Origin of the sequence: Poseidonocella pacifica (assembly GCF_900111875.1) — a bacterium.
Taxonomy (GTDB): domain Bacteria; phylum Pseudomonadota; class Alphaproteobacteria; order Rhodobacterales; family Rhodobacteraceae; genus Poseidonocella; species Poseidonocella pacifica.
This window is the reverse complement of record NZ_FOJU01000004.1, coordinates 376,988-397,237: the sequence shown is the minus strand read 5'-3', so window position 1 is coordinate 397,237 and position 20,250 is coordinate 376,988. Positions and strand designations below refer to the sequence as shown.

20 protein-coding genes are annotated in these 20,250 nt (G+C 61.2%); 7 read left to right on the top strand and 13 right to left on the bottom strand.

The features are described 5' to 3' along the window. Nucleotides 1-28: 28 nt before the first annotated feature. From BM234_RS13925 to BM234_RS13900, 6 genes are all read right to left on the bottom strand, one after another. Nucleotides 29-973 (bottom strand): ABC transporter substrate-binding protein, encoded by a 945-nt coding sequence (locus BM234_RS13925; protein ID WP_092066005.1) that lies wholly within the window; start codon nt 971-973, stop codon nt 29-31. 46 nt (nt 974-1,019) lie between these two features. Continuing rightward, entirely contained in the window at nt 1,020-2,003 is a 984-nt protein-coding gene (locus BM234_RS13920; RefSeq protein ID WP_217645974.1) for an ABC transporter permease subunit, read from the bottom strand. Continuing rightward, entirely contained in the window at nt 2,000-3,538 is a 1,539-nt protein-coding gene (locus BM234_RS13915; RefSeq protein ID WP_092066003.1) for a sugar ABC transporter ATP-binding protein, read from the bottom strand. The genes BM234_RS13920 and BM234_RS13915 overlap by 4 nt, the downstream gene beginning before the upstream one ends. Further along, nucleotides 3,535-4,326: a DeoR/GlpR family DNA-binding transcription regulator gene (locus tag BM234_RS13910; protein ID WP_092066069.1), complete on the bottom strand. Its 792-nt coding sequence runs from the start codon at nt 4,324-4,326 to the stop codon at nt 3,535-3,537. Before BM234_RS13910 ends, BM234_RS13915 begins: the two co-directional genes overlap by 4 nt. A gap of 427 nt (nt 4,327-4,753) precedes the next feature. Then, nucleotides 4,754-5,119, bottom strand: a complete 366-nt coding sequence (locus BM234_RS13905) for an HIT domain-containing protein (protein WP_092066001.1) — start codon at nt 5,117-5,119, stop codon at nt 4,754-4,756. A 9-nt stretch (nt 5,120-5,128) separates the two neighbouring features. Then, nucleotides 5,129-6,697 carry a DUF5928 domain-containing protein gene (locus BM234_RS13900; RefSeq protein ID WP_092065999.1) on the bottom strand — a complete coding sequence of 523 codons (1,569 nt, stop codon included), beginning with the start codon at nt 6,695-6,697 and terminating at the stop codon, nt 5,129-5,131. Between the two features lie 157 nt (nt 6,698-6,854). On the opposite strand from BM234_RS13900, the gene BM234_RS13895 reads away from it, so the two are divergent. Together BM234_RS13895 and BM234_RS13890 are read left to right on the top strand one after the other, a co-directional pair. Further along, nucleotides 6,855-7,673: a sulfotransferase family protein gene (locus BM234_RS13895; RefSeq protein ID WP_092066067.1), complete on the top strand. Its 819-nt coding sequence runs from the start codon at nt 6,855-6,857 to the stop codon at nt 7,671-7,673. A gap of 177 nt (nt 7,674-7,850) precedes the next feature. Further along, nucleotides 7,851-8,501, top strand: coding sequence for an alpha/beta hydrolase family protein (locus tag BM234_RS13890; protein WP_092065997.1), 651 nt, complete (start codon nt 7,851-7,853; stop codon nt 8,499-8,501). Here the strand turns inward: BM234_RS13890 and BM234_RS13885 are convergent. Next, nucleotides 8,498-9,490, bottom strand: coding sequence for an adenosine kinase (locus tag BM234_RS13885; RefSeq protein WP_092065995.1), 993 nt, complete (start codon nt 9,488-9,490; stop codon nt 8,498-8,500). The genes BM234_RS13890 and BM234_RS13885 overlap by 4 nt on opposite strands. After that, on the bottom strand, nt 9,487-10,131 hold the full coding sequence (gene nth, locus BM234_RS13880) for an endonuclease III (protein WP_092065993.1): 645 nt from the start codon (nt 10,129-10,131) through the stop codon (nt 9,487-9,489). Before nth ends, BM234_RS13885 begins: the two co-directional genes overlap by 4 nt. Before the next feature lie 116 nt (nt 10,132-10,247). On the opposite strand from nth, the gene BM234_RS13875 reads away from it, so the two are divergent. The 3 genes from BM234_RS13875 (at nt 10,248) to BM234_RS13865 (ending at nt 12,834) form a co-directional block, all read left to right on the top strand. Further along, complete coding sequence (locus BM234_RS13875; protein WP_092065991.1) at nt 10,248-11,120, top strand: Hint domain-containing protein; 873 nt, start codon at nt 10,248-10,250, stop codon at nt 11,118-11,120. Nucleotides 11,121-11,191: 71 nt separating this feature from the next. Then, entirely contained in the window at nt 11,192-12,052 is an 861-nt protein-coding gene (locus tag BM234_RS13870; protein WP_092065989.1) for a methylated-DNA--[protein]-cysteine S-methyltransferase, read from the top strand. Between the two features lie 113 nt (nt 12,053-12,165). Beyond that, nucleotides 12,166-12,834 carry a YiaD family glycine zipper/OmpA-like lipoprotein gene (locus tag BM234_RS13865; protein ID WP_092065987.1) on the top strand — a complete coding sequence of 223 codons (669 nt, stop codon included), beginning with the start codon at nt 12,166-12,168 and terminating at the stop codon, nt 12,832-12,834. 52 nt (nt 12,835-12,886) lie between these two features. On the opposite strand, the gene BM234_RS13860 is transcribed toward BM234_RS13865, so the two are convergent. Next, complete coding sequence (locus BM234_RS13860) at nt 12,887-13,921, bottom strand: NAD(P)/FAD-dependent oxidoreductase (RefSeq protein ID WP_092066065.1); 1,035 nt, start codon at nt 13,919-13,921, stop codon at nt 12,887-12,889. Nucleotides 13,922-13,978: 57 nt separating this feature from the next. On the opposite strand from BM234_RS13860, the gene mnmC2 reads away from it, so the two are divergent. Together mnmC2 and BM234_RS13850 are read left to right on the top strand one after the other, a co-directional pair. Next, nucleotides 13,979-14,647, top strand: coding sequence for a tRNA (5-methylaminomethyl-2-thiouridine)(34)-methyltransferase MnmC2 (gene mnmC2, locus BM234_RS13855; protein ID WP_092065985.1), 669 nt, complete (start codon nt 13,979-13,981; stop codon nt 14,645-14,647). Next, nucleotides 14,644-15,549: a DMT family transporter gene (locus tag BM234_RS13850; RefSeq protein WP_092065983.1), complete on the top strand. Its 906-nt coding sequence runs from the start codon at nt 14,644-14,646 to the stop codon at nt 15,547-15,549. The genes mnmC2 and BM234_RS13850 overlap by 4 nt, the downstream gene beginning before the upstream one ends. A gap of 2 nt (nt 15,550-15,551) precedes the next feature. On the opposite strand, the gene murC is transcribed toward BM234_RS13850, so the two are convergent. The 4 genes from murC to BM234_RS13830 form a co-directional block, all read right to left on the bottom strand. Continuing rightward, nucleotides 15,552-16,958, bottom strand: coding sequence for a UDP-N-acetylmuramate--L-alanine ligase (murC, locus tag BM234_RS13845; RefSeq protein ID WP_092065981.1), 1,407 nt, complete (start codon nt 16,956-16,958; stop codon nt 15,552-15,554). Nucleotides 16,959-16,985: 27 nt separating this feature from the next. After that, nucleotides 16,986-18,086: an undecaprenyldiphospho-muramoylpentapeptide beta-N-acetylglucosaminyltransferase gene (gene murG, locus BM234_RS13840; RefSeq protein WP_092065979.1), complete on the bottom strand. Its 1,101-nt coding sequence runs from the start codon at nt 18,084-18,086 to the stop codon at nt 16,986-16,988. A gap of 67 nt (nt 18,087-18,153) precedes the next feature. Then, entirely contained in the window at nt 18,154-19,320 is a 1,167-nt protein-coding gene (gene ftsW, locus BM234_RS13835) for a putative lipid II flippase FtsW (protein WP_092065977.1), read from the bottom strand. Nucleotides 19,321-19,457: 137 nt separating this feature from the next. Beyond that, nucleotides 19,458-20,249: an enoyl-ACP reductase FabI gene (locus BM234_RS13830; protein WP_092065975.1), complete on the bottom strand. Its 792-nt coding sequence runs from the start codon at nt 20,247-20,249 to the stop codon at nt 19,458-19,460. Nucleotide 20,250: the final 1 nt, after the last annotated feature.

Sequence of the window (20,250 nt, the reverse complement as noted above, 5' to 3'; positions counted from 1 at the left end):
CGCCAAGACGGCGCGCGCGCAAGACGCCTTAGCGCGGCGCGGTCCAGCCCATGTACTGCTCAAGGTTTTCAGCCGTGATCAGCTCTGGCTCAAGCAGGATGGTGTCATTCTCCGGCATGTTGCCTTGCAGAACGTCATAGGCCAGCCGCATGGACTCCGCCGCCATCGTATAGGGGTCCTGTGAAGCCGAGGCCTTGATCAGCGACCCTTCGGTCCCAAGCGCTTCTTCGACATCCGGTGCCCCGTCGACGCCCGTGATGATGAACTCATCCCGGTTCAATTGCTTGGCAGCAAGCGCAGCCCCAAGCGCCGTGGGATCGTTGATCGCGAACACACCGTCGATCTTGTCGAAGCGCGTGAGCAGGCCTTGCATCACCGCGAGGCCGCCTTCCCGGGATGCCTGTCCGTTCTGATCGTCCGAGAGAACGTTGATCCCCTCATTGGCGGCGAACACTTCCGAACAGCCGTTGGCTCTGTCGATGATGGACGAGGATTGTGGCCCGTTGATCAGCACCACATCGCCCGAACCGCCGATATGGTCGACGATATACTGACACGCCTTGCGACCCGCCGCGACGTTATCGGTCATGACCGTGACTTCCGCACCGGGTGCAGAAACGTCAAAGGCCGCGACAACGACGCCCTTGGCCTTGGCTCGCTCCACAGCGGGGGCGATGGCCGACGCGTCCACGGCGTTGAGCATGATGATGTCGACGCCCGCCGCGATGAAGTTATCAATCTGGCTGACCTGCTTGTTCAGATCATAGTCAGCCGAAACGGATGTGATCTGCACGTCGGGATTGATCTCCCGCGCGGCATCCTCAATGCCTTTGATGGTGGCGACAAAGAACGGGTTGCCGAGCAGCCCAACAGAGATACCGACGCTTTCAAGTGGCTTGTCCTGCGCTTGGGCCGAAACGGCCAGACTGAGCGCAATCGCGGTCCCCGACAGTAGTGTTGTGAATTTACGCATGTTATCCTCCATGATTATGCGTATCGCCTTGCGCGGTCCCGTAAGATCAGGTCCGCGCCCCCCCCTTCAAACGGTAGCGATCGAGCGCTACCGCCAGGATGATGACCAGTCCTTTGATGATGAACTGCCAGATGTCCGAAACTCCGGTGAGGATCAGACCGTTGGAAAGAACCGCGATGATCAGCGCTCCGATCAGCGTCCCCCAGATTGACCCGACACCGCCAACAAGGCTCGTCCCGCCGAGGATCACCGCAGCGATGGCATCAAGCTCATAGGCTTGCCCCAGTTGCAGGCCGTTTGCCGCGTAGAGGCGCGCGGCAGACATGACGCCCCCGAGGCCCGACAGCAGGCCCGACATTCCATAGACGAAGAGCAGGACGATCGAGACCTTGATCCCGGTCAACCGAGCCGCCTCGCGGTTGCCCCCGACGGCGTAGATCCAAGTGCCTAGCACTGTTCCGCGCAGGATGAACCAAGATACCAAGATGACCGCCAGCGCGATGATCGCGAGCCACGGAACGCCAAACAGTGATCCATTCCCGATCACCGCGAACGGCAAGTCGGAGTTGAACACAGTGGTATCGCCGCCCATCAGGCGCGCGACCCCGCGCACCGCCGTGAGCGACCCCAAGGTAACAATGAACGGCGGCAGCCCCAGCAATGCGATGATTGCCCCGTTCGCCAAGCCAAATACCAATCCGATCATCATCCCAATGGGAATGCCGGCCCACCCGAGCCCCGGCCAGAGCGATGCGATCATCGCCCCCATCGCCGAGGCGGCGAGTATAGAGCCGACGGAAAGATCGATCCCGCCGGTCAGGATGACGAATGTCATTCCCGCAGCGAGGACGATGTTGATCGATGCCTGCTGCATGACGATAGAGATATTGCTGACCGACAGAAACTTGCCGCTGAGCAGTTCGAACCCCAACGCCAGAAGGATCAGCACGGGCAACATGCCGAGCGCCATGAACACGGACTTCAGTTGCGCGCGCCGTTGGGCGGGCATGTTGATTGCGGTCTCACTCACAGGGTAACCTCCTGCTGAACGGATCCTGATGACCCGGTGGAATAGGCCATGATGGCTTCTTGGCTGATTGGAGTGTCTGGACTTGCCGAAACTGTTCCGACGATCGCGCCTTCGCGCATGACGAGGCAGCGGTCAGCGATACCGATGATCTCCGGCAGTTCACTGGAGACCATCACGATGGCCATGCCCTCTTGTGCGAGCCGGTCGATAAGTCGGTACAACTCGGATTTGGCGCCGACATCCACCCCCCGCGTTGGCTCGTCGAGAAGCAGCACCCGCGGCCCCGCTTCGAGCAAACGCCCAAGCAGTGCCTTTTGCTGGTTGCCTCCAGAAAGCGCCCCGACGGTCTGGCGCAACGAGGCGGCGCGGATACCGAGCGCGTCTACCGCGCCGCGCGCCCTCTCCCGCGCTTTTGCAAAGTTTCGTCGGCCAAAGCGGCGCGCATCCCGGTCGGCGACGGCCATGCTGATATTGTCCGCAATGGTCATATCGAGAAAAAGCCCGAGCCCCTTCCGATCCTCGGTAAGATAGGCGATCCCCGCATCCAGCGCGGCGCGCGGGGTCTTTGGCGTTACATCCCGCCCATCAAGCATGACGCGGCCCGAAACCGCCGGATCAGCCCCGAAAATCAGGCGCAGCAGTTCCGTTCGACCCGACCCGACCAGCCCCGCGATCCCCAGAACCTCGCCTCGGTGAACCTGAAACGAGCACTCGTTCACGGATCGCCCGTCGCCCAATCCCTCGACCGACATCACGACCTCGCGGTCGCTTGCCGTCGGAACGTGGTCCTTTTTGTAGAATGAGCTCACATCACGGCCGACCATCATTTTGACCAGCCGCGTCGCATCCAGTTCGTCCCGGTCCAGCGTGCCAACATAACCGCCATCCCGCAGCACCGAGCACCGATCGGAGAGGCGATAGATCTCATCCATTCGGTGGGAGATGTAGATGATCGCAATCCCATCGGCCTTGAGACTTGCGATCACATCAAACAGCTTCTCCGTTTCGCGACTCGAGAGCGATGTGGTCGGCTCATCCATCACGAGGATTTTCGAGTTCAATGAGATGGCGCGCGCGATCTCGACCAATTGCCGCTCCCCCAGCGAAAGCCGGGCAACGAGAGTTGAGGGACGGAAGCTGACACCCAGCCGGTCCAGAATTTCCTGCGATTTACGCCGCATCTCGGCTCGGTTCACGATGCCGCCGCGCGCGCTTTCTTCCCCAAGAAAGATGTTCTGGGCAACGCTGAGATTCGGAGCGAGCGACAACTCCTGATAGATGACCGCGATTCCAAATTGCTTGGACGTCCTTGGATTGCCGAAGGGCAGCTTTTTACCGTCTACAAGGATCTCACCACCCGGATCGGGAACATGCGCGCCGGAAAGGATTTTCATCAGGGTGGATTTGCCCGCCCCGTTCTCTCCCATCAGCGAGTGGGTCTCTCCGGGGTTCACGACTAGCGACACGTCATTGAGCGCCCGGACCGGGCCAAAGGTTTTGGAGATGCCGCGCATCTGAAGGACGGGGCCGCTCATGCCGCTGCCCCTTCGCGAGCGACCGATGCCACCGTGATGGCGATACCGCTGTCCTCTAGCATCTTGGCATGGGCATCTTCGAGCCCGTCATCGGTAACGACCCGCGCGATGCGGCTCAGCGGCAGGGCAGACGTGGGGGGACGTTCGTGGAACTTGCGGCTGTCGACCAACAGGACGACCTCATTCACCACGGCGGCGAAATCGCGCACGAACTTGACCAGAAGGGGATGGCTTTCGAGGATGCCCCGCGCGTCCACACCAAGCGCGCCGACGAAAAATTGCGACGCATAGAAGGAGGCCGGCATTTCGGCCCCCGGCGTATAGAGTATGCCGGGCTCTCGATGAAGATCCCCGCCCCCGACCGTCAACTGACAGGTCCCGTTTTCCGACAGGTAGCTGGCGAGCGGCATCGAATGGGTCAGAACGCGGACATTGCGATTGGCGATCTGCGCGCCAAAATGGAAGCAGGTGGAGCCGCCGTGGACGACAATGATCGATCCATCCCGCACCAGCTCCGCCGCGGCAAGGCCGATGGCTCGTTTCTCGTCCACCGCAATATCCCGGTTGTCGCTGAACGGCAGCGCCACGGAGGCATTTTCCCGGCCGAAATCCATGGAAGCGACACCGCCATAGACTTTTCGCGCGCGGCCAAGCTCATCCAGCTTGTCGATATCGCGTCGAACAGTAGCGGGCGAAACCCCGATACGCGCAACGAGATCGTTCACGGACAGGAACGGCTCCTCCAAAAGAAGGTCCAAAATCACCCTTTGTCGAGAGCCTTCACTCATTGCGATTCCCATTTGATCTACTTCAATCATACTTGCAGGATTCCATCCATTCGCAAGCCCTTTTTGATTTATTTAAATCATCTTTCCCCGTATTCTCGCAGATACTCTGCGAAACTGTCCCCAAGTATGGGCGCAGTCATGAGTGATTTCGATCATAGGTGGAGAAACAATTGCAGGCTGCGCAGCCGTAAGCACCCGGAGCGAGGTGCAAAAGGCTCAAATGCTCAGACAGGCATCCCCGTGGAGCGAACGCCAAAGGATAGCCCTGAAACTCGAAGTACCGCCGCGCGAGATGGTCCTGCAGGAGATCGCCGAATTCGCGCACACTTGGCCCTCAGACACCCGGCCCAAAAGCCGAACGAAAGCACCCACCCCACGAAATGGGAGGGAACGGTCGAGTCGAACAAGAAAATGCGCGTTGGTACGGCTAGACGGTGACCATCGGCCCCATATGCTTGCCGCCAAGGACATGGACGTGCAAATGCGGCACTTCCTGCGCCCCGTTATGCTTGGCGTTCGAAATGACGCGGAACCCATCTTCGACGACACCGGTCATGCGGCTGATCTCACCGATTGTCCTCACGAAATCTACGATCTCCTCGTCGCTCGCTTCGTCGGCGAAGTGATCGTAGCAAACATACGGCCCCTTGGGGATGACGAGCACATGGACCGGCGCCTTGGGCGCGATATCCTCAAAGGCAAGGCAATGCTCTGTCTCGAGCACGGTCTTGTTCGGGATCTCCCCACGCAGGATCTTGGCGAAGATGTTCTCGTCGTCATAGGCGTAAGCCATGCGCGCTCCTCAATCAGCGAATAAGTGTTCGGTCGTGGCAATGTCATGCGCCGCCTCTTGCGAGATCGCAAGAAACTCGGCCAGCGCGGTCGCATTCTCAATCACAGGAGCCCCTTCGCGCAAGTGAAAGTGCCCCGGAAAATCGGAATCCTGCATGCGATCTGTCTCGCTCAGAATGTCCTGTCTGATCGTCGGCAAGATCTTGGCAAGTGCCGCGGCGGGCGTTCCTGTTCCTGCGAGGCCGATACGGCGCGCATGACCGGCCAGATAGCTATCTGAGAACTGGCACTCGACCTCCAGCAACCGGATCCGCGCTCGGTCTCCGTAGAAGTCTTGCAGTAACGAAATGTCGGCTGGATCCACGCAAACGATCAACCGGTCGCTGCCAAAATGATCGAACAGCATCCGCACCAAGGCGCGGCAATGCCGCATGCGTTTGGACAGGCTGGTTTCAATGCCGCCCATATCGGGAAGGCCGGCCTCCACCTCATTGAACAGGTACTCCACCGCGGGCATTCCTGTCCGGTCCCGGATACGCGCGACAAGCTTCTTGGCGACGTGCCACTTCTTGCATGCAACGATCATCAACTCTCGATGCCGGCCCAGCGTGGACTCTCTTTCCCAGAAGCGGCTGCCGAAGCGACGGCCGATCCTTCCGCGGGAGGTCAGGAAAGAATGAAGGCGGTGCCCTTCGCCGATGATCTGAAAGGCCGCATCATCCGAAGTATAGGTCTCGCTCAGTCGCGCCTTCAATTCCAATGCCTCCGCACTGATCTTGCGAGCGAAGAGAGCGTCCTGACCCACCAGAAGGTCAAAGTGGTCATTGTGAAACTGTACCGGCATCCCATAGTCCGAAAACATGAGGAACGTCGGCGTTCTGTTCATGACCTCTTCGCCGGGGACGAGGTGGCGAACGATTGTCTGAAAGAAGGTCTCGTCCGGGATCCAGCTCGTGCGAAAGAAGCGAACCACGTCACGACGCCGGCGGATGAAGTCCAGCACCTGCTCGGCAGTTTGCCGACGCAGACACCACCATTGGCTGCCGACACGAACCTGCAGGTCCGCAGGGATGGCACGGCGCAGCCCCATCCGCTCCTGTAGGGCAAGGCTGGCGTAAAAGAGCCATTTTTGGGCTCGCTCGTTGAAATAGTGTCGATAGACGAGCCGCTCTTCCTTGATCCCTGTTCGGATCCAGTCGCTTTCCAGAAAATCGTGGTTCTCGATGAAATCCACCGGTCGTTCATCCAAGTAGTCTTGAATGAAGCGTGCCGATTTGATCGGCTGGCAATCGCCGGAGATGAGATAAAGATGGGTGGCACTGGGAAACGCCTGCAAGGCCGTTGAAATGGCGTTAAGCGTTGCACGTACCAGAGACCACTCCCCCCACCCACAGCGGACCCGCGGAACGAGCGCGATCCGCGCATCTCCCGTAACCGCGTCACGCAGTTGATCATAGCCCTCGCCGTTGCGGTCATAGTGAATTGCAACGGCGTCGCCCCCCGCAACAAGCTGGCGGGCTTGGGCGATAATGGCCCCCGGATCCTTGTGGCAGAGAAGCAGATAGGCGATTTCAGCCATTGGCAATGTGTTCCGGCAGCGCAGTTTTGTTGCAACCTAGGGTGAGCACCTTGAACGAAGGCTGAACATGGGTCATTTGTTGAAAAGTTTTACCCATTTTCAAGACTTGATGGCCCAGATGTCAAAGACAGATGAAAAGAAGAAGCGGAACAGTCGGATGGGTTTCCCCGGTACATGGATGACCGAAAGTGAGAGCGTCGTATACCGCGTCGTTCCCAAATGTGCCTGCTCGACCATCGGACAGATCCTGTATTACTCCGATCACGGCGCGTTTTACAAAGGCGACATCCATGATGCGCAAGGCGGTCTGCACAAATGGGCCCAGGATGGCAGCCAGCCGCTCATAGAATCGAACGTCGCCGAGCATCGGTCCCCGGCTTTCACGGCCGTACGAAACCCATACAGCCGCATCCTGTCGGCCTTCTTTGACAAAATCTGCGGCGTGCAGCGCAATGGCGGTCGCTATCGCGGCAACCTCGTTCCCATGGTGATGCAGAAGTATGGCGTTGAGGTCGGTGGCCCCGATGGCACCGAAGAGTTCGACCAGATCAAGAGCTTTCGGCGCTTTCTACTCTTTGCCCGGGACACCATCGCCTTCCGCAAACCGATCGACCCGGACATCCACTGGTCAGCGCAGTCGGGCCATATCTCCACCTTCATTTCCAATGGCGGACGCTACGACCGGATCTTCTGGACGGAACGGTTCAACGAAGGGATGCAGGGGGTGCTCGACACCATCAAGTCGCCCCATTCGGTAGACCTCGGGTCGATCCCCCGGTTCAACGAGAGCGCCGACCACGGGCCAAAACGCGCCCATCCGGTGGCGGACTATTTCGACGACCTGTCGATGCATCTGGTCTATGAAATCTACAAACGCGACTTTGACCTTTTCCGCTATGATCCCAAGGATCCGGGGCGCTCGGCGCCCATCGGTGAGATCGACCTCGATGAGGTTCACGCCAAACTCGGCGACTAGTCAGACGCCGCCCCATGCGTGAAAATCTACATTGCGCGGCGCCTGACTTTGGGCGCCGCTAAGAATATCTGGCATCTGCAAAGCGCTAGAAATCGGTTCTGGCAAGTCAGGTTGTCCCGCGTAGGGAGCAGCAGGGCATCATGGTAAATTCCCGCCATTCAAGCAGGAGCCTTTACCATGCAACCTATTACGCTTCTCAGGGCTGCGGATCTCATGCAGCAGTTCTATTCCTCACCCAACCGGCCTGATGTGGTGGAGGGTATCGATATCAACGGGGTGCAGGCCTACTATACGCGCGAAGGCGTCCTCATCATCCCCGGAACGAATGAATTCAGCGATTGGTTCGAGTTCAACTTTGACCTGTTCAACCGCTCTCCCGGGGAATCTCATGGCTTTGAGGTCGTCTCAGGGGACAGCGGCGCACGCTACCACGCGGGTTTCCTTGAACATGCACGGATGGTGTACGCCTTTGCCAAACCGCTAAGGCCCAAGCTCATCGTCGGCCATTCACTTGGGGCCGCCTCCGCCCAGATCGTTGGGTCGTCCCTCGGCATCCCGACAGTCGCCTTTGCCTCTCCCCGCGTGGTGCGCCAGCGTACCGGCATCGGCAACGAGCACCACGTGATCAACCTGTGCCGCACGGACGACTTCGTCACGCAGGTGCCGCCCGGGCTGCTCGGCTTTCGCCATATCGGCAAGGTCTATTGGATGAACCCCGACGGGCTCAACTTCTACGAAGATCACCGGATCGCGGAGTACATCGACATCATGTGCGAGGCGCGCATCAAGCCCCATCTGCCCGAATTCTGGCCGGAGATCGCAGCCTAGTCCACCAGCCCTGCGCGCCGGAAAAGCGGCAAGAGCGCCGTGTGCGGTCTTGCGCCCACGTGGCGGATCACCTCCCCCGCCGCGACGCAGCCCATCTGTGCGCAGGTCTGCATATCGCGCCCCGTGGAGAGCCCATACAGGAACCCTGCCGCGAACTGATCCCCCGCTCCGGTCGCATCGATCGGGGTAATCGCCTCCACCGACACGTCGACCCGATCGCCGCCGGAAAGCACTGAAACCCCGTCACCGGACCGCGTACAGACGACAAGATCGCAAATCTCGGCGACTTTTCGCAGCGCTGCTTCGAGATCGTCTTCTTCAAAGAGCGATTTGATCTCCGCCTCATTGCCGATGACATAGTCCAGTTCATCCCGGATCAGGGTCAGGAAATCGCCGCGATGGCGCTCTACGCAGAAGGGATCGGAAATCGCGATACCCGCACGCCCCCCTGCGGCGCGGCAAGTTCGTGCCGTGCGGACGAAAGCCTCTTTGCCCTTGTCCTTGTCAAAGAGATACCCCTCCAGAAACACGATTTCTGCCTCCGCCGCCGCCTCTTCGGGAACGTCGTCGGGCCCAAGTTCCGCGGAAATCCCGAGGTAGGTGTTCATGCTGCGCTCACCATCAGGGGAGACGAAGATCATCGACCGCGAGGTTGGCAATTCCCCCCCCGCCACCGGTGGATTGACGAAATCGGTACCGCCTTCCTCCAGCGCGCCCGAATAGAAGCGCCCCAGAGCATCGTCGTGCACGCGCCCGATGAAGGCCGTCCGCAATCCAAGGTTTCCCAGCCCCGCGAGGGTATTGGCAACAGAGCCGCCCGCCGCCTGCTCTCGTCCATCCATAGAGGCATAGAGCAGTTCGGCCCGCTCCCGCTCCACGAGTTGCATGATCCCCTTCTGGATATCCATCATGTCGAGGAAACTGTCGTCGCACTGGGTGAGCACATCGACGATGGCATTGCCGATGCCGACGACCTGGTACTTTTTCATAGTGTCTTCTCCTCGAAGGGGCAGAGATCGCGGATGATGCAAGTCGGACATAACGGTTTGCGCGCCTTGCAGTGATACCGTCCATGCAGGATCAGCCAGTGATGCGCATGAAGCTGGAAGTCGGCGGGAATGTTATCCTCGATGGCGCGTTCTACGATGTCGACGTTTTTCCCCGGGGCGATGCCCGTCCGATTTCCGACCCGGAAAATGTGCGTATCCACCGCCTGCGCCGGATAACGCCACCACATATTGAGCACCACATTCGCCGTTTTGCGCCCCACACCGGGAAGGGATTGCAGCGCCGCACGCGAATTGGGAACCTCTCCGCCATAATCGTCGACGAGGATCTGCGACAGCTTCATGACGTTCTTCGCCTTGTTTCGGTAAAGGCCGATCGTCCTGATATGCTCAATGAGGCCCTCTTCACCGAGGTCGAGCATCTTTTGCGGTGTGTCCACGACTGGAAAGAGGTCCTTGGTCGCGCGGTTGACGCCAGCGTCGGTTGCCTGCGCGGACAGCGCGACAGCCACCAGAAGCGTATAGGCATTCACGTGGTCAAGCTCACCCTTGGGGGCTGGATCAGCCTCCTGAAACCGGGTGAAAATCTGGCGGATCGTGTGATAGTCAAGCTGGCGCATCATGGCTTCTCATGCCCCGTTCGCCAACAGACGGCAAGACTTGGAAGAAAAACTGCCGCCGTCCATCATATCTTTACCGCGTTTCCGCCAAGGTTCCTGTGTAATGTAGGAGGTGGCACATGCAGAAGCTTATCCTGACAGGCGTCGACCCGGAGCGGTTTCAATACGACCCCGCCGAGCGTCTCGTTCGCCTCAAGGGCGAGACCTTCCGTGTCTTTCGCACCTCCGAAGGGCTTTTGGCTCGCTCTGGCCGCACGCCGGAGGCCGTAATCCTCGCGCATTGTGCGACGGTCGAAGGGGACGACGGAACAGAATGCCGGGTAGAGCTTGCCCGCTTCGCCGATGGCGCCTCCCTCTTTCTTTTGTCCGCACCGCTTACCCCCGGCAACAGCTACCGAATTCTCGACGAGACATCCCAAGCGTCCGAGTGGGACCACGGGGCGGGCGAGGAAAATGGACCGGCGGGCCTTTTTGCCGGGACAGTGCTGCAAACACCGATGGGGCAGGTTCCGGTCGAATGGCTCCGTCCCGGGGACAAGGTTCTGACAAGGGAAAACGGCTATCAGACAGTCGCAGGCATCGTTCGGAGCGTCCTTTCCCCATCGGAACTCATCTCGGAACGCAGAGCCTGTCCCGTGGTGATCTCTCCCGGTGCGCTGGATGGTTTGCACCCGCTATCCACCCTCAGGGTTTCAGCTGAAACGCGCGTCATGTTGCGCTCGGCGCGGGCCGAATTGTGCTTTGGCGCCCATGAGGTTCTGGTGCGGGCCGGTGCGCTCGTCGGGCTGGAAGGGATCGTATCGGGCCTCCCGGCAGAGCCGGTGGCGCTTTCGGCCGTGCATCTCGAACAGGGGGACGTGGTTTCCGCCGACGGGTGGTGGGTCGCCTCTGCGGACGAAGACTCGGGCTACCTCGAACTTCATGACGATGAGGTTGCACTGGTGTTTCCGCGCCGCGCCTTTGTTCAGGGCCGCCGCGCCATCGCCAGCTAGAAATCGCAGGAAACGGGTCGCGGGAGACGGGTTCCGCCGGTAGGCTGATGGGGCTTTGAAAGGACCCGCCCATGACCACTTCGGCCCTCGCCCCGGACTTCGATACCGATGACCGCTACCACTATCATGTGATCCGTCGCGCCATCGAGGCTATCGACAGTGCCGCAGCGCCGCTGTCACTCGATCAGTTGGCGGAACAGATCGGGATGAGTTCCGCGCATTTTCAGCGGGTTTTTTCCCAGTGGGTCGGCGTTTCCCCCAAGCGCTATCAGCAATACCTTGCCTTGGATCAAGCGCGTGACTTGCTGCGCGCACGCCATACCACGCTGGAGACGGCTCAGCTTACCGGACTTTCGGGCAGCGGGCGCTTGCACGATCTTTTTCTGCGGTGGGAGGCGATGAGCCCCGGAGACTACGCCCGCCGCGGGGCCGGACTTGTCATTCGCACAGGCTGGTTCGACAGCCCGTTCGGAGAGATGCTCGCAATGGGAACCGATCGCGGGCTTTGCGCCTTGGGCTTTTCCGCCGAAGCGGGCCGCGCCGAAACGATGGCCGATCTCACCGCGCGCTGGCCTTTGGCGAGCTATGTCGAGGACACCGACGCACTACGAAGCTGGGTCGAGGCAGCTTTGGGTCAGTCGGGAGAAGCCCGGCTTCACCTCATCGGCGCGCCGTTCCAGATCAAGGTTTGGGAAGCTTTGCTGCACGTCCCCGGGGGCCAAGTCACCACCTATTCCGACATTGCCCGGGCCGTCGGACACCCCAAAGCTGTTCGTGCCGTCGGCACAGCAGTGGGAAAAAACCCGGTAAGCTGGCTCATCCCCTGCCACAGGGCCCTGCGCAAATCCGGGGGTCTTGGCGGGTATCACTGGGGCCTGCCAGTCAAGCGCGCCTTGCTTGCCTGGGAAACGGCTCGGGCGGATGCAAATTAGCGGCGAGTTTCTGCCGATCAAGTGTAATTCATGGAACTCCTTGCTGCGCTTCGCGTTATAGAAGCCACGGCCCCTCTCGGGGGAGACGGGCAAATGACAAGAGGAAGAGCAATATGCGAGTGAAATCTCCGATCCTTCTGGCCAGCGCGGGCCTTCTGGCCCTGACCGCCTGTACCGATCCGAACCAGTTCAACAACCCCAATGACCCGAACCGCAATACCAAGCAGGGCGCGTTGCTCGGTGGTCTTGCCGGTGCCGCTATCGGCGTCGCGCGCGGGGATGACCCGGAGGAGCGCCGTCGCGGCGCTGTTATCGGCGCGGCCATCGGTGCGGGGGGCGGTGCTCTGCTCGGACAGCGCCTCGATCAGCAGGAAGCCGCACTTCGCCGCAGCCTCGACAACGATCAGGTTGTGATCCAGAACACCGGGGACCGTCTCATCGTCACACTGCCGCAAGATATCCTCTTTGCAACAGATAGCGCCACCGTGCGCGCCGATCTGCAATCTGACCTCCGCGTTCTGGCGCAGAACCTTCAGGAATACCCGAACTCGACCGTGCGCATCACGGGCCACACCGACAACACCGGTGCCGCCGCATACAACCAGTCGCTGTCGCAGCGTCGGGCCGATGCCGTTGCTGGTGTTCTCTTCGGGTCGGGCGTCTCCCGTAGCCGCGTGCTGACCGCCGGTCGTGGCGAGGATCAGCCGATTTCGTCGAACCTGACCCCAGAGGGCCGCGCCCAGAACCGCCGGGTGGAAATCGTGATCACGCCGACAGCCTGATCAACGTCGGACGACGCTGGACACGACCCCGCAATCGCGGGGTCGTTTTCGTTCAGAGGGACGCTTCGGGGCGAAACCCTTCCGGAATGGCATCTCGCCCCTCAAGGATGAGATCGGCCATGACCTGCGCGACCTTGGGTGCCATTCCGAACCCGATCTTGAAGCCCCCGTTCGCGATGAACTCCCCCGCCCGCTGAGGGTGCTGGCCCAGCATCGGGGCACGAGAACGGCTCCGCGGGCGCACCCCGGCCCACCGCTCAAGGATCGGCGCATCGCGCAGAACCGGAAAGGCCTGCTGCGCGCGGAAAATCACATCGTCCAGCGCCCCATCCGTGCTGTCTGGAGAGGCGAAATCGCGCTCGCTGGTCGATCCAACCGCGACGGTGCCATCGGCATGGGGCACGATATGCAGCGCATCGGCAAAGAGTTGAGGACAGTCCCCGGCATCATAGTCAAACAGCGCGGCCTGACCCTTCACACCGTTTCCCATCGGGCGCCGAGACGCATCGTTCAGCTCGAGCAGGCCTTGCCAACCGGTGGCATGAACGATGCGGCCCTCGTCTTCGGCCATGGGACGGATCTCAACACCACGCGCGGTCAACGCGGCGGCAAGCGAGGCACAGGCTTTGCGGGGATGCAAACGACCGCTCAAACTATCCTCAATCAGAAGTCCGGTAGGGCTTTGGGGCGCCCATGCCCCGACTTGTTCTGCGGAAATAACGCGCCAGATCGCCTGCCCCTTCCAGAGCGACGCGGCGCTTGCGGCACGCGCCTGCGCCATGGCAAGCGCGGCCTCATCGGCGATGGGCTGCAGACGGCCAAGGCGGGCATAGCCCGAAGAGAGGCCAGAGGCAGCGTCAACGCCGCCCCAGAACTCCTCCGCCATCATCAGGCTTTCAAACTGAAACGCCTTTTTCTCATTCCAGTTCTCCGGCACATGAGGCGCCAGCGCCCCGACAATACCGCCACTGGCCCCCGCTCCCGGACCACCGGGGTCGATGATCCGCACCGATGCCCCCCGCCGCAGGCAAGCCCACGCGATCGACAGCCCAAAGATACCGGCGCCGCGCACCGTCAGATCGACCATTGCCATTCGGTTGTACCTTCTGCAGTGTCGCCGCGAACCTCCTTAAGGGACTCTGCGATGAGCGGCCAGCGGCCTGAGCTTGAATGGCGCGATGCGAGCGTGCCGGTATCGGTACGCTTTGACGATCCGTATTTTTCGCTCGAAAATGGCCTCGCAGAGACGCAGCATGTCTTCCTCGCGGGGAATGACCTCCCCGAGCGGTTTGCACCCGGATTTCAGATTGCGGAACTTGGCTTCGGCACCGGTCTCAACCTTGCCACCGTCCTTGACGCATGGCGCGCCGCCGGGATTGCGGGCCCTCTGCATTTCACCAGCTTCGAAGCCTTCCCGATGTCGGGGCCTGATATGGTTCGCGCCCTTTCGGCATTCCCCGAACTGGAGGCTACGACGCGCGATCTCTTCCCCCATCTCGGAGCCATGGCTTTTGAACTGCCTGATCTCGTGTTCCGCCTCGTGGTCGGCGACGCGCGCGAGACGGTTCCAGCGTGGGACGGGCTTGCCGATGCGTGGTTTCTGGATGGCTTCGCCCCGGCGCGCAATCCCGAACTCTGGGAAGAGGGCTTGCTACGCGATGTCGCGCGGCATACAGCGCCGGGCGGCACCGCTGCGACCTACACCGCCGCCGGCTTTGTTCGGCGCGGGCTGGCGAGTGCCGGGTTCGAGGTCGAGCGGGCCCCCGGCTTTGGCCGCAAACGCCACATGACCACTGCGAGGAAACCTGCATGAGCGAACAGAACGCCCGCCTCGGCATCCTTCTCATGATCGCCACGACCCTTGTGTTTTCTGTGCAGGACGGCATTTCGCGCCATCTTGCCTCGGAATACAACATCGGCATGATCGTGATGATCCGCTATTGGTTCTTCGCGGCCTTCGTCATCACGATCGCAACGCGAAGCTCCGGCGGTCTGCGCGCGGCGATCCGCACCAAACAGCCATGGCTACAGACGTTTCGGGGGCTTCTTCTCGTTTCCGAGGTCTGCATCATGATCCTCGCCTTCGTTTATCTGGGGCTGGTCGAAAGCCATGCGGTCTTTACCTGCTATCCCCTGCTCATCGCCGCCCTGTCGGGCCCCGTCCTCGGGGAGAAGGTAGGATGGCGGCGGTGGATGGCTATCGGCGTTGGGTTCATCGGCGTGCTGATCATCCTGCGGCCGGGATACGCCGTTTTCTCGCCCTATGCGGCGATCCCGCTTCTGGCGGCGACGATGTTCGCCCTCTACGGGTTGCTGACGCGCTATGCGGCCCGGCTCGATACCGCGGCGACGAGCTTTTTCTGGACCGGGGTTACAGGGTCTGTGGCTATGACGCTGGGCGGGATCTGGTTCTGGGAACCGATGACCGGACCAGACTGGGGCTGGATGGCCGTGCTATGCTTGACCGGGGTGTCCGGACACTGGTTATTGATCAAGGCCTATGACGTGGCTGAAGCCAGCACCGTGCAACCCTTCGCCTTTTTGCAACTCGTCTTTGCCGGGGCAATCGGGCTGTTCATCTTTCACGAGACACTCGAACTGCACGTGATCCTTGGCGCTGCCTTGATCGTCTCGGCGGGCATATTCACGCTGTGGCGGGAGCAACAAGCCAAGCGCCGCGAGACCCGCCACAAGATTGCACGGGTCCGCCCCTGAGGTCAGCTTGCCTTGCGCATCAGTCGCGCAGGCAGGCCATTGGCCCAAGCGCTGATCGTACCGGCGCCGAGGCATACGACCATATCACCGGGCCGGGCCTGTTCGCGGACCAATCGCTCCAGTTCATCCTCGCTATGGATTGCGCGGGCATGGCGATGGCCGTGGCGGATCAGACCTGCGACCAGATCATCGCGCGACGCGCCGGGGATCGGATCTTCGCCCGCAGAATAGACCTCAGCGATGCCAACCACGTCGGCCTCGTTGAAGCAGTTACAAAAATCATCAAACAGCGTGTGCAGGCGTGAATAACGATGCGGTTGATGGACCGCGATAACGCGGCCTTCGGATGCCTGACGCGCGGCTTTCAGCACCGCCGCGATTTCAACGGGGTGATGCCCGTAGTCGTCGATGATCGTCACGCCCTCGACCTCACCCACGCGGGTAAACCGGCGATTCACGCCCCCGAACGATGCCAGCGCCGTGCGGATTTCATCCCGTTTCATGCCCAGATGCCGTGCCACGGCGACAGCGGCCAGACAGTTCGACACGTTGTGATCCCCCGGCATGGGAAGGGTACAGCCTTCGATCATCTCGCCCTCGGACTGCAAGGCCACGTCGAATTGTGCCACCCCCCGCTCATAGCGCAGGTTGATGGCGCGAACGTCTGCTTGTGCGTTGAACCCGTATGTCAAAACCCGGCGGTCAGTGAGCTTGCCGACCAGCGCCTGCACTTCCGCATGATCGGTGCAGCAAACGGCGAGCCCATAGAACGGAATGTTGGAGACGAAATCGAGGAAACCCTGTCGCAGGGCGTCGAAATCACCCCAATGCTCCATATGCTCGGGGTCGATGTTCGTCACGATGGCGATGGTCGCGGGCAGCCGGTTGAAGGTGCCGTCGCTCTCATCGGCTTCGACAACCATCCACTCGCCCTGCCCCATCCGCGCATTGGATCCATAGGCATGGATGATCCCGCCGTTGATGACGGTCGGGTCGATCCCGCCCCCATCGAGCAGCGTGGCCACCATCGTCGTGGTCGTCGTCTTGCCATGGGTGCCTGCTACGGCGATGTTGGACTTGAGCCGCATAAGCTCCGCCAGCATTTCCGCGCGCCGCACGATAGGAAGGCCCGCGGCCCGCGCGGCATCCAGTTCCGGGTTGCCCGGTTTGATGGCAGAGGAAATCACGATGACTTCGGCGTTTTCGAGGTTCTCAGCCCGCTGGCCTTCAAAGATGGTCGCCCCGATCTCTGCCAACCGGTCGGTGATCTTGCTGCGCTTGATGTCGGACCCCTGCACGACGTAGCCGTGATTGATCAACACCTCTGCGATACCCGACATGCCAATTCCGCCAATGCCAACGAAATGGATCGGACCGACATCGGTTGGGAGTTTGGTGGCTGGGCTCATCTCACTGTCACTTTCTTCTGAAACATTTCACGGCGTCTGCGGGCCCCGGGCGAGTTCCTCGACCATGGCCACCAATCTCTCGGTCGCATCGGGGATCGCAACGGAGAGCGCCGCATGCGCCATCTGGGTCGCGCCGCGGGGATGCTCCAGCACGGAGGCAATCTGTTCGGCAAGGCTCTCTGCGGTCAGCAGCCGCTCGGGGATCACGATGGCAGCGCCGGCTTCCTTCAGCCCGCGGGCATTGGCCGTCTGGTGGTCGGCCGCAGCCGCCGCGAAGGGCACGAGGATCGACGGGCGGCCAATGACCGAGATATCCGCGACCGATGATGCACCAGAACGGGAGATTACGAGCTGGGCCTCGCTCATCCTGCGGGGGACGTCCTTGAAGAAGGGTTTGACATCGGCATTGATCCCTTCGGCCGCATAGAATTCCGTCACCCGCTCACCGTCTTCATCCCGGGCCTGATGGCTGACGCGGATGTTGCGGCGCAGATCGTCCGGCAGGGCGGCGATCGCGGGCGGGACCATGTCCGACAGGATGCGCGCGCCTTGGGAGCCGCCCATCACGAGGATCGACATCGGATAGTCGCCGGGCGGGATATAGGGGGCGCCTTCTTTCTCCAGCACCGCGCCGCGCACAGGGTTGCCCACGTGTATTCCTTCCTGTCCATCGGGCAGTTTGGTCGGCCACGTGCCGCAAGCGATGGCATCCACGCGAGAGGCGAAAATCTCATTGACCCGTCCCAGAACGCCGTTCTGTTCGTGGATCATCCGGGGCAATTTCAGCAACCATGCCGCCCCCATCGCCGGAATTGCCGGATAGCCGCCAAAGCCGACCACGACCGACGGCTTGTCCCGCATGAACCGCCAGCAGGCGGCCGCGATACCGCGCCCGATCTGCAGCGGTGTCGTGACCTTGGACAGAGCACCGCCTCGGGCGAAGGTTCCACTCGGTATCTCTTCGATCTCGACCGAATGGGGAAATCCACCAGTATAGCGCGCGCCCCGCTCGTCCGTCATGAGCTTGACGCGCCAACCCCGGCGCAGCATCGCCTCGGCAAGCGCCTGGGCGGGGAACATGTGCCCTCCGGTTCCCCCTGCGGCGATCACCAGAAGTGGTGCGGTCATTCTTTGCTCCTTAGTGGATAGTGGCGGCTGACGGCGTCCATAGCCCCCTCGGCGGGGGCCTGCAATTTCACCGTGGTCGCCCGCGCAGAATGTCGCCGATCTCCCCCTGCGGACGCGCCCGAGTAAACGCCAGAAGCATTCCCAAGGCGATACCGCCCGCGATAAGCGAGGATCCACCATAGCTGACAAAAGGCAGCGTCATTCCCTTGGCGGGCAAGAGCCGCACCGCGACACCCATGTTGATCATTGCCTGCACCCCGAACATCGCCGCGAGGCCCGTACCGGCAAGCCGGATGAAAGGATCACGTTCCCGGACAAGCCGCCCCAAAGAGCGCAGCACGATCGTGGCATAGAGCGCGATGATCACGCAGACGAGTACAAGACCGTATTCCTCCGCCGCGACGGCAATAATGAAATCGGTATGGGCATCGGGAAGCGACCACTTGACCTCCCCGCCCCCCACGCCGACGCCAAAGAAGCCGCCTTCTCGGATCGCGTTCGTCGCATAACCAAGCTGGGTCGTCGGATCCACGTCCGGAGAGAGAAAACCGTCGATGCGGCGGGCGAAGTGCTCGGACGCATTATAGGCGACCATCCCGCCGAGAAATACCGTCGCGGCCATGCCGATCATCAGAAGCATCGGCGCGCCGGCCACGAAATACATCACGCCCCAGCCGAACAGCACGAGGCAAGCCTGACCGAAATCAGGCTGCATGGCGAGAAAGCCGACGATGACAACGGCAAGGACAAGGCTGATCCGAATGCCGGGCGGTCCGTTGATTTCCTGACTGGCGGCCATCATCCACGCAGCCGCCACCACGAATCCGGGTTTTAGAAATTCGGAAGGCTGCAGCGATGCAAAGCCAAGGGAATACCATCGCACCGCACCCTTGCCGAAATCCGTGCCAAAGAGTGGCAGAAACGCAAGAGCCACGAAGGCCGCGGCGAACCCAAGCGTCGCCAACCGCCGCACCAATGTCGGGGACATCATGGAGGTGATGAACATCGCCATGAGAGCGGTTATGCCGAAGATGGCCTGACGCTCGACATAGTGGAAGGGCGCGAAGCCGTTGCGCGCCGCCAGCGGGGGGCTCGCCGCAAGACCAAGCAGCAATCCGATTCCAAATAGCAAAAGCACCGAGATCATCGACCACTTGTCGATCGTGCGCCACCACTTGGGTAGAATCGGCTCGCCAACCCGCATAGGGGCCGTTCCGTAAACCATTTCCGTCATGTCTGGACCGCCTGAACTGCTACTGCCCGTCGCCCAATTGAGGGCATGCCCCGTTTTCGGGGTCTGACATTAACCCTAGCGAATCCGCCGCGAGATGGCCAGAATTTTTGGGTGAACGAAGCGTTAACGGCCGGCAGTCAGAGGTGATCGCTCTGAGGCATGCCCAGCACGTGATAGCCGCCGTCGACACGGATAATCTCTCCGGTGGTGCACTTGCCCGCATCGGAAGCGAGGTAGACAGCCGTGCCGCCGACTGCCTCAAGGGTCGCATTCCCCCCCAGCGGCGCATTTTGATCCGTATGCTTGTACGTCTTGCGCGCGCCGCCGATCGCCGCCCCGGCAAGCGTCTTCATCGGTCCGGGAGAAATCGCATTTACCCGGATACCGTCGCGGCCGAGATCATTGGCGAGATAGCGCGTCGCCGATTCAAGCGCTGCCTTGGCGACCCCCATGACGTTGTAGAATGGCGTCACACGGTTGGACCCCTGATAAGTCAGGGTCAGCAACGTGCCACCATTCTCCGACATCATGGGATGCGCGCGCCGCGCGACGTCGATGAAGCTGTAGGCCGAGATGTCGAGAGAATTCTTGAAATTGGCGCGGCTGGTGTCGACGAAGCGCCCCGCCAGTTCGGACTTGTCCGAAAACGCAATGGCATGGACCACGAAATCGATCGTCGGCCAGCGCGCGGCAAGTTCCTCAAAGGCGCGGTCCATCGCCGCATCGTCCGTTACGTCTGCATCGACCATGAAGTCCGATCCGACGCTTTCGGCCAGAGGTTTCAACCGCGAGCCGAACGCTTCACCTTGATAGGTGAAGGCAAGCTCTGCCCCCGCGTCGGCCATCGCCTTGGCGATGCCCCATGCGATCGAGCGTTCATTCGCCACGCCCATGATGAGCCCGCGCTTGCCTTGCATCGACTGGGTCATG

What these genes read in the sequence shown, in the direction of transcription:
- BM234_RS13925 (WP_092066005.1), bottom strand. Translation starts at nt 973, where the DNA reads ATGCGTAAATTCACAACACTACTGTCGGGGACCGCGATTGCGCTCAGT.
- BM234_RS13915 (WP_092066003.1), bottom strand. Translation starts at nt 3,538, where the DNA reads ATGAGCGGCCCCGTCCTTCAGATGCGCGGCATCTCCAAAACCTTTGGC.
- BM234_RS13910 (WP_092066069.1), bottom strand. Translation starts at nt 4,326, where the DNA reads ATGAGTGAAGGCTCTCGACAAAGGGTGATTTTGGACCTTCTTTTGGAG.
- BM234_RS13905 (WP_092066001.1), bottom strand. Translation starts at nt 5,119, where the DNA reads ATGGCTTACGCCTATGACGACGAGAACATCTTCGCCAAGATCCTGCGT.
- BM234_RS13900 (WP_092065999.1), bottom strand. Translation starts at nt 6,697, where the DNA reads ATGGCTGAAATCGCCTATCTGCTTCTCTGCCACAAGGATCCGGGGGCC.
- BM234_RS13895 (WP_092066067.1), top strand. Translation starts at nt 6,855, where the DNA reads ATGGGTTTCCCCGGTACATGGATGACCGAAAGTGAGAGCGTCGTATAC.
- BM234_RS13890 (WP_092065997.1), top strand. Translation starts at nt 7,851, where the DNA reads ATGCAACCTATTACGCTTCTCAGGGCTGCGGATCTCATGCAGCAGTTC.
- BM234_RS13885 (WP_092065995.1), bottom strand. Translation starts at nt 9,490, where the DNA reads ATGAAAAAGTACCAGGTCGTCGGCATCGGCAATGCCATCGTCGATGTG.
- nth (WP_092065993.1), bottom strand. Translation starts at nt 10,131, where the DNA reads ATGATGCGCCAGCTTGACTATCACACGATCCGCCAGATTTTCACCCGG.
- BM234_RS13875 (WP_092065991.1), top strand. Translation starts at nt 10,248, where the DNA reads ATGCAGAAGCTTATCCTGACAGGCGTCGACCCGGAGCGGTTTCAATAC.
- BM234_RS13870 (WP_092065989.1), top strand. Translation starts at nt 11,192, where the DNA reads ATGACCACTTCGGCCCTCGCCCCGGACTTCGATACCGATGACCGCTAC.
- BM234_RS13865 (WP_092065987.1), top strand. Translation starts at nt 12,166, where the DNA reads ATGCGAGTGAAATCTCCGATCCTTCTGGCCAGCGCGGGCCTTCTGGCC.
- BM234_RS13860 (WP_092066065.1), bottom strand. Translation starts at nt 13,921, where the DNA reads ATGGTCGATCTGACGGTGCGCGGCGCCGGTATCTTTGGGCTGTCGATC.
- mnmC2 (WP_092065985.1), top strand. Translation starts at nt 13,979, where the DNA reads ATGAGCGGCCAGCGGCCTGAGCTTGAATGGCGCGATGCGAGCGTGCCG.
- BM234_RS13850 (WP_092065983.1), top strand. Translation starts at nt 14,644, where the DNA reads ATGAGCGAACAGAACGCCCGCCTCGGCATCCTTCTCATGATCGCCACG.
- murC (WP_092065981.1), bottom strand. Translation starts at nt 16,958, where the DNA reads ATGAGCCCAGCCACCAAACTCCCAACCGATGTCGGTCCGATCCATTTC.
- murG (WP_092065979.1), bottom strand. Translation starts at nt 18,086, where the DNA reads ATGACCGCACCACTTCTGGTGATCGCCGCAGGGGGAACCGGAGGGCAC.
- ftsW (WP_092065977.1), bottom strand. Translation starts at nt 19,320, where the DNA reads ATGACGGAAATGGTTTACGGAACGGCCCCTATGCGGGTTGGCGAGCCG.
- BM234_RS13830 (WP_092065975.1), bottom strand. Translation starts at nt 20,249, where the DNA reads ATGACCCAGTCGATGCAAGGCAAGCGCGGGCTCATCATGGGCGTGGCG.